This window comes from Flavobacterium sp. CAN_S2 (assembly GCF_015752255.1).
Taxonomy (GTDB): Bacteria; Bacteroidota; Bacteroidia; order Flavobacteriales; family Flavobacteriaceae; genus Flavobacterium.
Genome location: NZ_JADOVA010000001.1, coordinates 199,632 through 212,511, shown reverse-complemented (window position 1 = coordinate 212,511; position 12,880 = coordinate 199,632). Strand labels below are relative to the sequence as shown.

Below are 12,880 nucleotides of genomic sequence, written 5' to 3'. Positions count from 1 at the left end.
GTATATATTTTGCTTAATCATAAATTATTAAACATGAATCATAAAATATGTAAACAGATTTGTGCTCCTTTGAAATTATTATTTTTTATCCTGTTTTTTTCAAGCACTTATTCACAATATGTATTTAAAACCGATGCAATACCTCAAGAAATTTCTTTACACAACTACACCAAAATTGCAGATGTAGGGCAAAGAAGTTTGGATATAAAGTATGTTATTGCAAATTACAACACCTTAAATCCTAGAAAACTTCAAACGGATAATGATGATTTAGGTTTTACTCAAAATAATTTTTGGTCGAAAACACAAATACAGAATCCTACGAACTTAAGAATGAATTATTATCTGGAAACGGCCAGGCCAATAACAGATATTGTAGAATTGTATATCGTTGATGTTGTTTCAGGTAAAATAACAACTAAGATTAGTGGTGATAATCTGGATTATTCTAAACGTAGTTTTGATAATCGCAAAAATATTTTTAAAATTAAAATAGCTCCAAAAGCCAATTTGCAATTATTTCTGCATCTCAAAAGCGATGGTGAAGTAATAAAAATTCCTGTAATGCTTTATACATCACAAAAATTCATTCAAATCATTTCGAAGGAACAATTGTTTTTTGGAATTTTTTATGGCATTTTATTGATTACTTCAATTATCTATTTTTTCTTCTTTTTTGCCTTAAAGGAAAGGATATTTTTATATTATAGTTTGTATGTTTTATTTGTAGGTTTATTGCAATTTGCTTTAGATGGTTTTTTCTATAAATATGTTACACCATTTGCGGGATGGTTTTCGAACCACAGCGTATTATTTATTGCAATAATTGCTGTCTTTTTGTCGGGTAAATACAGCGAACTGTATTTAAAAGTTAAAGTAAACAGTAAGAAAATTTATCTGCTGTTTAATATAGCTTACGTGTTATTATTTTTCTTACTGTTTTGCATCATTTTTATCCCATCAATTTTGCTGTTTTCTTATATATCAATCAATGTGCTTACACTAGTGTTTTTGCTGTTGATTGTTTACACGATAATATACCTTTATTACAAAAAAAAGCCAGTTGATTCTTTTTTTACTGCGGGTATTTCATTTCTAATTATAGGATTCGGAATATTTATTTTATATAATTTTGGATTATTGCCTAACAATTTTTTCACACAAAACAGTTCTAAAATAGGAACAGGTTTAGAAGTTATCTTTCTTTCACTTTCGATGTCTAATTTAATTAGAAATTTGAAAAATGAGAAAGATGAACTTAATCGTCTGGCTTTAATCCGATCACAGGAAATGAATGAATTAAAATCCTATTTTTTGTCTAATATCAGTCATGAATTACGAACGCCACTGAACGCAATTATGAATTTAATTGATTCTATTTCTAATGAAGTTCAGGATGATAAAATCAGAAAAAATTGCCAAATCATAAAATATTCGTCTCATAGTTTATTGAGTTCTGTGAATGATATCTTGGACTTTTCTAAAATTGAGAAAGGAGAATTAAAATTGGAAAAAAAACAATTTGATCCTGAACGCGTTTTGGAAAATTTAAAGAATAATGCCACCAATATTGCTAAAGAAAAAGGATTGAAATTTGAGTTTTCCAAATCAGATGCAATTCCAGATTTTTTAATTGGGGACGTTGTACGACTTCATCAGATTATTAATAATGTGTTGAATAATGCCATTAAATTCACTTCGACAGGATTTGTAAAGTTTAATATTGATAGTGAACTTAAACCTAACAATAAAGCCAGTTTAATTTTGACAGTTTCGGATTCGGGTGTTGGAATTTCAAAAGACAAAATGGAGCGTATTTTCGATTCTTTTTCTCAGAATAATATTGATAATAAACGAAAATTTGGCGGACTTGGATTAGGGCTTTACATCGTAAAAACTTTGGTCGATATGCAAAACGGAACCATTGAAATGGAAAGTAATCTCAATGAAGGAACAACTTGCGTTATTACAATTGATTTTGATATATCAGCGGAGAAGAAAAAAATTGAGCTGGCTAAACCGGTTATTTACGATTTAGAAGGAAAATCTATTTTAGTAGTTGAAGACAATCCAATCAACCAAATGGTGATAAAAATGATTACCAAAAAATGGTTGAATACCAGCGTTATATATGTTAATAATGGTCAAGAAGCATTAGAAGCAATGAAAATAAATCAATTTGATATCGTATTAATGGACTTGCAAATGCCCATTATGGATGGTTACGAAGCGACAATTGCCATTAGAAAAGGTGAAGCTGGCGCACAAAATACTAACATTCCTATTATTGCAGTTACTGCTGATGTTATGGAAACGACTAAAAATCGTGTCAAAGAAATTGGGATGAATGATTATTTGTCTAAACCAATTAAGAAAGAAACTCTATATGAAATAGTGAAAAAATTAGTTTAGAGTTTCCAAGTGTAATTTTTCAAAAAATTTATTGTTTTAATTGACCTAACGTATTTAATGTCTGCGTTAATTCTGCCGGTTTGCAGGTTCCTATTAGCAATTTTTCGTTGTTGTTAAATTCAAGTTGGAGTCCTTTGTTGCCGGAAACATTGTAGGCTTTTCCATTGCCAAACAAATTAAATCGGATGCCCCAGCCACCGTATTCTGAGATTGCAGCATATTGTCTGACGAATGATTTTGAAATTGTATTCCAAGTATACTTTTTGAAACTTAAATGAAACGGAAAAAAACGAACGTAAATCCCATCTTTTTTGATAATCGTGTCAAGCCGAAAACTAGCAAAAAGCAATGTAATTAATACTGTTAATCCTGCCGTGAGTAGTAGTCCCGTGGCGCTCATTGGTTTATCACCAAACTGCTGACCGTTGATGAGTTGTTTGTAAACTCCAAAAAGAAATAGTGCGTTTATTCCAATTAAAATTATCCAAACCCACCACTGCTTAAAACGTTGTCTTTCGCTAAATAAAATTTCGTTGTCCATTTGTATTTTTTAAATCCTTGTTTTAAGGTAATCCAGCTGGAATGTTAACTAAAACGCAATCGCACATAAACGTGTTTGATTCCTTTTTTATCAGAATCTCTTTCGTCGATTTCTAATATATCAGTCAATGATTTGAGCATAGGAGTAAGTTTAGCAAAACCATAATTTCTTGGATCGAATTCTGGTTTTCTCTTTACAATCATGTTTCCCACATCTCCTAGAAATGCCCAGCCATCATCATCACAGATGTCTTCTATGGAGGTTTCAATAAGCTCTATTGTATCTGAATCTATTTTGTTTAATGATTTTTCAACGGGTTTTTCAATAGGTTTTCCAACAGGTTTTTTAGTGTCTGAAGTACGTTTTTTTGCTTTTTTCTTAATGGCGCCATCTAAAACTTCGATGTAGATGAAACGGTCGCAAGCTACAATGAATGAGTTTGGTGTTTTTTGTTCGCCTATTCCAATGACTTTCATTCCGGATTCTCTCAATCGAATGGCTAAACGCGTAAAATCAGAATCACTGGAAACAATACAAAAACCATCTACTTTATCAGAATACAATAAATCCATAGCGTCAATAATCATCGCTGAATCCGAAGAGTTTTTTCCAACGGTATAGCTATATTGTTGAATAGGAGTAATGGCGTGTTCCAGCAAAACACTTTTCCAGCCGCCAGCATTTGGTTTAGTCCAATCGGCGTAAATCCGTTTGGTGGTTGGTGTACCAAATTTAGCAATTTCTTCCATCATCCCTTTGACATTGCTGTATGGAACATTGTCAGCATCAATGAGAACGGCTAATTTTAATTCTATAGTATCTTGTGACATTTTGTAATGTTGTTAATTTTCGTACTTGAAAGGTACAGATTATTCTTTTGAATTGTATTTTTTTATTTTTTGGATGCCAAATCTTTAATGGAAACTTCATTGATACGAACATCTTTCAGCACCGCTTCTCCATTTTTTACAGATACTAAAGCGTACGTTTCGTTTTTCTTTTTGATAGAGAATTCCTGATAGATTTTCTCGGCTTTTTGCGCAATATCTTCATTCATATAATACCGATTGAAAGGAAAGTCAATTATTATTTTGGAGTTTGGATATCCTAAACTAATTTTCGTTTTAATATACGATTCGTTATTTTTTGGTCTAATTTTAGAAATAGAACGGACTTTGGCGAACCCATTTTTGTCAGTATTGAGTGTTGTAAAAACCGTTTCACCGCTACGCCATTTATGATTGTTTTGCACCGTGATTTCTCTTTCTTTAAAAAATAAAGTAATGTATTTCCCTCTAAACGGATCGTAAGGATCTATTGGAGCCGTCTTGAATTTGAATTCGGTTCCAGTTTTTATGATATCTTCCTGATCGAATATCATTTGCAATGGAACGTAAAATTGAGCTATAACAACCAATATGAAAATTAGGAGTGTGATTTTCTTACTTTTCATTTCTATTTCTTTTTTTAAGGATGAAATAATTAGCCAAGAAGAATCCTAAACCAATCGTTATAAATAGAATCCCTCGAATGACAAAACTTAAATCCGTATCAAAAAAACGACACGTAATAAGAATAGTAATAAGGAGTAATCCAAAATTTAATATTCCCAGATGATTTAATTTAATGCCTCGTTTGACCTCGAAGATGCCAATGAATAATACGATTGCATTGGCCACTATTGAAAACTCATAGCCGCTAATAAGAGGAAATATATTCATCAAGAATACAAGTTCTAAAAGAGGAATTTCCTTAAAATTTGTTTTACTGTTTTTCTTGTAAAATAGTATTGCAGCAAGGACTGTCAGTAGTAAAGCAATTATGAATTCTATCGATAGCAATGTTTCTGAAATTGAATCCGTTTTGTAAAAAGATTTATCCCAAAACCATTTAAAACTATAAAGCAGCAACAGATAAAGTATTCCTAGTTTTCCAATAATCAGAAAGCTGTTGTTTTTTAAATTTTGTTTGTCAAAGAATGACGTTTTTCCAATGAAATAAAAAATCGTGAACAAACTCATATAACTCAAATACAGTAAATGTCCATTTTTATCGGCGATAGTACCGAGGCAAATTACAATTGATAAAGAAATAAACCAGTTGTGAAACAATGTAAAGTTGCTTATTGTTTTGGTTTTTACAAGCTGATAATAATGTGGAGCGATTCCTAAAAGCAGCAACCAATACAAATAAGAATGAATACTTGGATAGGTAAAGTAATTAGCATTACAGCCATAATACGTAATTCCTGCAATATATAAAAGTGAAACGATAGAGGATTGAAGCAGATAAACCAGTGGTAAACTCAATAGCATCCAAGAAATAATAAAGGAATTAATATCTCCCGGAATATTATAAACCTGAGCGACTAATGAAATGCTTGCGCCAATGGCAAAGAATAAAAAAGCGGACGAAGTTTCTTTCCAAACAGTGCTTTCAGGTTTTTTTAAAATAGAATAACCACATAATAATTGACCTATAAGAAGCGGAAGGAACGACAGGATTATTTTAGTTAATCGGGAAAGATTGTCCCAATTGTGAGCGAAAACAAGAATAATTCCTAGTCCAACAAGTATAGCTCCCAAAATTCCAAAAATAGAAGAGAGTCTGTTGTGATTTTCTTCTTTTTTTTGGTGGAAATATTCGCGTATTTTTTCGGCGGTTTCTGTAGTCACTACATTCGCTTGGAGTAGTTCTTCCAGTTCATTTGCTATTTTGTCAGACATAAACTATGTTTCTATGAATCAAATATACAATGTTTATCATTGAAAACCACTGGAAGCTTCCGCTTTAGTATAATCCTTTTTAAGTAACATTAGTTCATTTTTCGTTACCATGCCAAGAAATTACGCACTATTTCATAGTCTCACAAATCATATATTATAAAGTGGAAATTAGTTCCAGAGAGACAATAACATAAAGCCTGAAAAATAAATTTGCTTTCAAGTCCATTATAAAATTTAAATAATTATTTTTGCAACTTCTTAAAATTAAAATTATTACTTGATATATTATGGTAAAAGATTTATTCGAAAGGATTCAAAACAATAAAGGACCATTAGGAAAATGGGCTTCACAAGCTGAAGGTTATTTCGTTTTTCCTAAATTGGAAGGTGAGTTGGGTCCAAGAATGCAGTTTGGTGGAAAAGATATTTTGAATTGGAGTTTGAATGACTATTTAGGTCTTGCTAATCACCCGGAAGTGCGTAAGGCAGATACGGAAGCAGCAGCACAATACGGTGCGGCTTACCCAATGGGAGCACGTATGATGAGCGGTCACACTAAATATCATGAGCAATTAGAGAATGAATTGGCTGCTTTTGTAATGAAAGAGTCGGCATATTTATTGAATTTTGGATACCAAGGAATTATGTCAACAATTGACGCTTTGGTTACTAAAAATGATGTAATTGTATATGATGTAGATGCGCATGCTTGTATTATTGACGGAGTTCGCTTGCACATGGGAAAACGTTTTACATACCGTCATAATGATCTGGCCAGTATGGAAAAAAACTTGGAACGTGCTACAAAATTAGCTGAAGTAACTGGAGGAGGAATTCTTTTTATTACAGAAGGTGTTTTTGGAATGCGTGGCCAACAAGGAAAATTGAAGGAAATTGTTGCCATGAAGGAAAAATTTAATTTCCGTTTGTTGGTTGATGACGCGCATGGTTTTGGAACACTTGGAAAAACAGGTGCCGGAGCAGGTGAGGAGCAAGGTTGCCAAGATGGTATTGATGTATATTTCTCTACTTTTGCTAAATCAATGGCTAACATTGGTGCTTTTATAGCTGCTGACAAAGACATTATTGATTATTTGAAATACAATTTACGTTCTCAAATGTTTGCAAAAGCATTGCCAATGATTCAAACAATTGGATCTTTGAAAAGATTAGAATTGTTGCGTAATCACCCAGAATTAAAAGATAAATTATGGGAAAATGTAAATGCGTTGCAAAACGGATTGAGAGAGCGTAATTTCAATATTGGAGATACAAATACTTGCGTAACTCCAGTTTACCTTGAAGGAAGTGTACCAGAAGCAATGATTATGGTAAATGATTTAAGAGAAAACTACGGGATTTTCTTATCGATTGTGATTTATCCTGTAATTCCAAAAGGAATTATCTTGTTGAGAATGATTCCTACAACGTCTCATACTTTATCAGATGTTGATGAAACATTAACTGCTTTTGAAGCCATTCGTGAGAAACTTGAAAATGGAACGTACAAAGAAATCGCAAGCAGAACTACGGTTGATTTAGATGCATAATTAAGAAATAAAGTTTATATACAAATCCATCAGTCTTCGGACTGATGGATTTTTTTTTGAATTGTATTCCATCAAGAAGTCGTATATTTAGTAAACTAAAATTGAAATATATGAAAAAAGTAATTTTATTGGGTGCCGTTTTTATGACTGTTTTTGTTTCTTGTAAAAAAGAAATGAAAACGGAAGAACCTGGTGCTTCAGAAAAAATTGTTGTAGAAGAACCAGAATCGCAAGAATGTTACCGTGGAATCCTTAAAAAAGACACTATTTCATTGACTTTGAATATAAAAAATGGTCAGCTTTCCTCAGGAAACTTAAGTTATAATTTTTATGAGAAAGATAAAAATAAAGGAACACTTGTTGGGGAGCTGAAAGGTGATACGCTTTTTGCAGATTATACTTTCATGTCCGAAGGAACTTCTTCAGTGCGCGAAGTTGCTTTTTTGAAAAAAGGTGATTCTTACGTTGAAGGTTTTGGAGATGTTGTTGATGACAATAAAGGAAAAGTGACTTTCAAGGATAAAAAACAATTAAAATTTGATGGAAATGTAGTTTTGTCAAAAGTAGATTGTAAAATGTGATTGTATTAAAAACATGTGATATTTAAAAATACAAAATCCATCAGCATGACGTTGATGGATTTTTAGTTTTGCTGAAAAATGCAATTTTCTTATAATTCTTTTCTATAAGTACACCTGCGTTTGTGAATCTGAGGATCAAAATGTTTCCATAAATTGATGCTTGCAGCGTTATCAGCTAATTCAGGAGTTCTGAAACAATTGATGATACCTTTTTCTCTAAAAGTTTCGTAATATTCTTTAAATATAATGGCTGTAACCGCTTTATTTTGGTATTCGGGCAGCACGCCAATAAGGTAAAAAATCACGTCCTTACTTTGTTTTTTTGCTCTAAGCAAATGAAGGAATCCAAACGGGAATAATTTTCCTTTTGCCTTTTGTATCGCCTCAGAAAAAGAAGGCATAACAATACTGAAAGCAACTATATTATGGTCTTTGTCTTCCACAAATTTGATAAACTCAGGATTGATGAAACTGATGTATTTTTTCTTGAAATATTCTTTTTGTGTGTCTGAAATAGCTACAAACGAAGATAAGGAAGCATAAGATTTATTGAATAAATCAAACATTTTATCTACATGCGGCATTACTTCTTTGGTGGTTTTAAAATTAAGCGGGTTTAGTTGATATCTTCTTTTCACCAAATCATTTGCTTTTTCAAAAAATTCTGGTTTTACGTTTGAAAAAGGAAATTTACTTTCGATATATTCTTTTTCTTTAACATAACCCAATTGTTCAAAATGAGTTGCATAATACGCATTATTGTACCACGTAATCATCGTTCCCATCTCATCAAAACCTTCGGTAAGCACACCAACTTTATCCAAGTTTGAAAATCCCATCGGACCTTCAACATATTCTAAATTATTTTTTCGACCTAATTCATACACTTTTTCTAAAAGTGCTTTGGTCACTTCAATATCATCTACAACATCAAACCAGCCAAAACGAACTTTCATTTTTTGTTGGTCTTTTACTTCACTCCAATTGATAATTGCAGCAATTCTTCCTACTATTTCGTTATTTCTTTTAGCTATATAAAAATACGCTTCAGCAGTTTCGAAAGCGGGATTTTTAGTTTTATCAAATCCTTCAACTTCTTCTCTAATTAGTGGCGGAACCCAGTTTTTATTGTTTTTGTATAGTGAAAAAGGGAATTTGACGAATTCAGTTAATTCACTTTTTGTTTTTGCTTCTTGTATTGTAATCATTCTTTTTTTGAAATTCTATGTTTATCCTTTTTTAGTCTTTTTTGCTCTTTTCTCGGCTTTTTTTCCAGAATCACCGGAGTCTATATTTATGCGTACTTCTTTATAATTAGCATCGTAACGCCATGAAAAACCAATTCCGCCATACAGGGCAGAAGGTGTATCTTTCAAACTTGTACTAATCGAAGCATCAATTTGCATGTCTTTATTCAATAAATAAGCGGCGCCTCCTCTAACAATTGCATCGCTGTAAAAATCACTTTTAAAGCCTTGATTTTCCACGAAACCGGACCATTTATCATTAAATCCTCGGGTTAATGTCAATACATAACCATAACTTGGGAAATCAGTGGTTATATAATCGGCTATGATATTAGTTACAAAAACCCATCTTCCGTCACCCAAATGGTTCTGAGTTATCAGTATTATTTTTGGGGAGATACTGGATTCCGCAGAAAAGGAATACGGATTGTCTGCCATGGTGAAATTGGCTCCGGCAAATACAGAAACTGCTGGAACTAGTTGGCGCCAATTGAAAGCTCTGTTGGCTTTCCAGCTGTAAATATTAACTTTTTTCTCGTAATTTTTAAAAGGATCGTAAATCAAATATTTAGCTCCTAAAACTGTTTGCTTGAAGTCTGCTCTTTTTGAACTATTGAATAAGGTTGTGTATTTCTCGTTTTGGTATTGTATGTCGGCAATCAATTCTAATTTTTCCATGAATAATCCCCATCGTAAGGTGGCGTCAATTCCAAAACCATTGGCATCATAATTCAACAAACTATGATTTTGTTTGATACCATAAACGCCTGTTTCTAGCTGTATTACTGATTTTCCAACTGCGAAAGCCGACATCGTTTCTCCAGGTCTGTTCGAATTTATTTGATCAGTATGTTGGCCATAATGAATACCAGGAATCATTAAAACTGCAGCGATAAGTGAGATTTTGATTTTGGACATATTATTTTTTTTGAGTTAAAAAGTAATAACGCTTTTCAAATGTACTATATTTTATTATTTATTTAAGAGAGATATTTTAATTTTGAACGGTTGATTTATTAATTTTGAAAAAAATTACACTTATATGCAAACAGCTTCTTTCATTGGTTTTATAAAAGCAATATTTTATATGATCGCTTTCTACTATATTTTTAGATTTTTAGCGAAATTATTTTTGCCATTAATTGTTAAAAAAGTAGTCCAAAAAGCAGGTGAAAATATGCAGAAGCAACAGCAATATGCGCAAGACAATACTTGGAAAAAAACACAAAGTAAGGATGAAGTAATATACAATACCGCAAATGCTAAAAACCCACGCGAAACCAAAAAAGTGGGAGATTACGTTGATTACGAAGAAATAGATTAAATTTGTCGTTATTTGCACGTTTTTTATTCTAATCCAAACTTTTTTAAATTGAAAATAATAAATAAGTTCTATCCGCACGCCCTTGCCATACTTGGTTTTGTACTCGTTTCTGTTCTTTATTTTTATCCTGTATTACAAGGAAAACAAATTTTTCAATCGGATATTGTGCAATATACCGGAATGGCCAAAGAGCAAAATGACTTTAGAGCCACGGATCATATAGAACCTTATTGGACTAATTCAGCTTTTGGTGGAATGCCGACGTATCAATTAGGAGCAAAGTACCCACACGATTACATTGGCACTTTAGATGATGCTTTGCGATTTTTACCTCGTCCAGCAGATTACTTATTTTTGTATTTTCTTGGGTTTTATGGTTTGATGCTCGTTTTAAAAGTGGATCCTTTGAAAGCTTTTTTTGGTGCATTAGCCTTTGGTTTATCTACTTATTTAATTATTATTCTTGGAGTTGGTCACAATGCCAAAGCGCATGCAATTGCGTATATGCCGCTCGTTATTGCCGGATTTATTCTGGTGTTTCAAAAAAAATATATTTTGGGAGGTTTGATTACGCTTTTTGCGACAGCACTAGAAATCAATGCGAATCACTTCCAAATGACATATTATTTATTGATTTTCTTATTGATTCTTTCAGGGTATTTTATCTATCAGCAAATCAAAGAAAAGGAATATAAATCGCTGTTGTATTCTTTTGGGACGTTAGCGGTTGCAGGAATTTTTTCGCTTGGTGCAAATGCAACTAATTTATTGGCCACAGCGGAATATGCAGATTTCAGTACACGTGGAAAAAGCGAATTGAGTTTCAATCCTGATGGTTCAAAAAATACAAATAGCAGTGCGCTGACGCATGATTACATTACGGAATACAGTTATGGAATAACCGAAAGTTTCAATCTTATAGCACCTCGACTTTTTGGTGGTTCTAATAATGAAGCTGTAGGGAGGAATAGCAATATGTTCGAATTTATGATTGGTCAGGGCGTGCCGGAAGACCAAGCTGTTGATTTTGTTTCAGGAATGCCAACTTACTGGGGCGATCAGCCTATTGTTGCGGCTCCGGCGTATATAGGAGTGGTAGTTTTCTTCTTGGGAATCTTGGCTTTATTCATTGATAAACGCAAAATAAAATATGTATTTCTTTCGGGAGCTGTCGTTGCATTAGTACTTTCATGGGGAAAAAATTTCCCTTTATTGACAGACTTTTTTATCGATTATGTTCCAATGTACAATAAGTTCAGAGCGGTATCTTCCATCCAAGTTATACTTGAATTGTGTTTTCCAGTTTTGGCTATTATGGGATTACAGTCTTTCTTTCAATTGGATAAAAAATTACAATGGAAAGCCTTGTATGAAACAGCTATTTTGGGTTTTGGAGTCATTGTAATCTTGTTCTTTAGCAAAAGCTTATTCAGTTTCTCTGGTGGAAATGATGCTTATTTTCAAGAAACGTACGGTCCGGATTTTGTAAATGCATTAAAACAAGACAGGATGAGTTTGTATAGCGCTGATTTATTGCGCTCCGCTTTTTTTATCTTGGTAACTGCAGGAGTTTTGTGGTTAGCAATTAAGGACAGATTTGCCCAAAATACGGCTATTATAATCGTAGGATTATTGATGGTTTCTGATTTGTTTTTTGTAGATAAAAACTACGTTTCAGGTAAAGATTTTGTTAGCGGAAGTCAAGTTGAAGTACCTTTTCAAGAGTCGCCTTCGGATGTTGAGATTCTAAAAGATACCTCACATTATAGAGTATTTGAGGTTTCAGGGAATTTATCCAGTGCTAGAGCTTCTTATTTTCATAAATCAATTGGTGGCTACAGTGCCGTAAAACCAAGAAGAATGCAGCAATTATTTGATTACCAAATTGCCAATAACAATATGGAAATCCTTAATATGCTGGACGTAAAATATGTGATTCAAACTAATAAAGAAGGAAAAGAATTTCCAACTTCAAACCCAAATGCCAACGGAAATGCTTGGTTTGTAAGCAAAGTAAAATTGGTCAATTCTGCTGACGAAGAGATGAAAGCGTTGGATAGTTTGGATTCTAAAAATATGGCGGTTGTAAATAGTAAAGATTTTGAAATTAAAAATACGGCTTTCGCCAAAGACAGTTCAGCGACTATAACTTTAGAAAACTATAAACCTAATTATTTAAAATATACTTCGGAAAACGCAAAAGAAGGTTTAGCCGTTTTCTCCGAAATGTATTATGGAAAAGGCTGGAATGCATATATCGATGGTAAAAAATCAGATCACATTAGAGTTGATTACGTTTTAAGAGGATTGCAAATCCCGGCAGGAAAACACACGATAGAATTTAAGTTTGAGCCGCAAGTCGTAAAAACCGGAAGCACCATAACTTTGATTAGTTCAGTAGGAATGCTGTTGCTTTTAGTTGGCGGGATTTATTTCGAAAGAAAGAAAAAGATTTAAGATTGTTAATTAACGAATTTTGATTTTAGATTTTAAATTATC

General features: G+C 32.7%; 11 protein-coding genes. 5 read left to right on the top strand and 6 right to left on the bottom strand.

The genetic code is table 11. The features are described 5' to 3' along the window. The first annotated feature begins 33 nt into the window (after nt 1-33). Nucleotides 34-2,412 (top strand): hybrid sensor histidine kinase/response regulator, encoded by a 2,379-nt coding sequence (locus IWX80_RS00910; protein ID WP_196851784.1) that lies wholly within the window; start codon nt 34-36, stop codon nt 2,410-2,412. 28 nt (nt 2,413-2,440) lie between these two features. Here IWX80_RS00910 and IWX80_RS00905 read toward each other — a convergent pair whose 3' ends face one another. The 4 genes from IWX80_RS00905 to IWX80_RS00890 form a co-directional block, all read right to left on the bottom strand. Beyond that, nucleotides 2,441-2,953, bottom strand: a complete 513-nt coding sequence (locus tag IWX80_RS00905; protein WP_196851783.1) for a hypothetical protein — start codon at nt 2,951-2,953, stop codon at nt 2,441-2,443. Between the two features lie 44 nt (nt 2,954-2,997). After that, a complete protein-coding gene (locus tag IWX80_RS00900; protein WP_196851782.1) occupies nt 2,998-3,783 on the bottom strand; it encodes an NYN domain-containing protein in 786 nt (261 codons plus the stop codon). Nucleotides 3,784-3,845: 62 nt separating this feature from the next. Beyond that, nucleotides 3,846-4,406: a GDYXXLXY domain-containing protein gene (locus tag IWX80_RS00895; protein WP_196851781.1), complete on the bottom strand. Its 561-nt coding sequence runs from the start codon at nt 4,404-4,406 to the stop codon at nt 3,846-3,848. After that, nucleotides 4,396-5,679 carry a DUF2157 domain-containing protein gene (locus tag IWX80_RS00890; protein WP_196851780.1) on the bottom strand — a complete coding sequence of 428 codons (1,284 nt, stop codon included), beginning with the start codon at nt 5,677-5,679 and terminating at the stop codon, nt 4,396-4,398. The genes IWX80_RS00895 and IWX80_RS00890 overlap by 11 nt, the downstream gene beginning before the upstream one ends. Before the next feature lie 287 nt (nt 5,680-5,966). On the opposite strand from IWX80_RS00890, the gene IWX80_RS00885 reads away from it, so the two are divergent. Both IWX80_RS00885 and IWX80_RS00880 read left to right on the top strand, forming a co-directional pair. After that, nucleotides 5,967-7,229 (top strand): aminotransferase class I/II-fold pyridoxal phosphate-dependent enzyme, encoded by a 1,263-nt coding sequence (locus tag IWX80_RS00885; protein ID WP_121364754.1) that lies wholly within the window; start codon nt 5,967-5,969, stop codon nt 7,227-7,229. Between the two features lie 110 nt (nt 7,230-7,339). Continuing rightward, entirely contained in the window at nt 7,340-7,810 is a 471-nt protein-coding gene (locus tag IWX80_RS00880) for a hypothetical protein (RefSeq protein ID WP_196851779.1), read from the top strand. 89 nt (nt 7,811-7,899) lie between these two features. Here IWX80_RS00880 and IWX80_RS00875 read toward each other — a convergent pair whose 3' ends face one another. Beyond that, a complete protein-coding gene (locus IWX80_RS00875; RefSeq protein WP_196851778.1) occupies nt 7,900-9,018 on the bottom strand; it encodes a GTP cyclohydrolase in 1,119 nt (372 codons plus the stop codon). Nucleotides 9,019-9,039: 21 nt separating this feature from the next. Further along, nucleotides 9,040-9,975 (bottom strand): transporter, encoded by a 936-nt coding sequence (locus IWX80_RS00870; RefSeq protein WP_334682174.1) that lies wholly within the window; start codon nt 9,973-9,975, stop codon nt 9,040-9,042. 124 nt (nt 9,976-10,099) lie between these two features. On the opposite strand from IWX80_RS00870, the gene IWX80_RS00865 reads away from it, so the two are divergent. Together IWX80_RS00865 and IWX80_RS00860 are read left to right on the top strand one after the other, a co-directional pair. Beyond that, complete coding sequence (locus IWX80_RS00865) at nt 10,100-10,381, top strand: DUF4834 family protein (RefSeq protein WP_196851777.1); 282 nt, start codon at nt 10,100-10,102, stop codon at nt 10,379-10,381. Nucleotides 10,382-10,429: 48 nt separating this feature from the next. After that, the gene (locus IWX80_RS00860; RefSeq protein ID WP_196851776.1) at nt 10,430-12,838 is read left to right on the top strand and encodes a YfhO family protein; all 2,409 of its coding nucleotides are present in this window, start codon (nt 10,430-10,432) and stop codon (nt 12,836-12,838) included. The last annotated feature ends 42 nt before the right edge of the window (nt 12,839-12,880 follow it).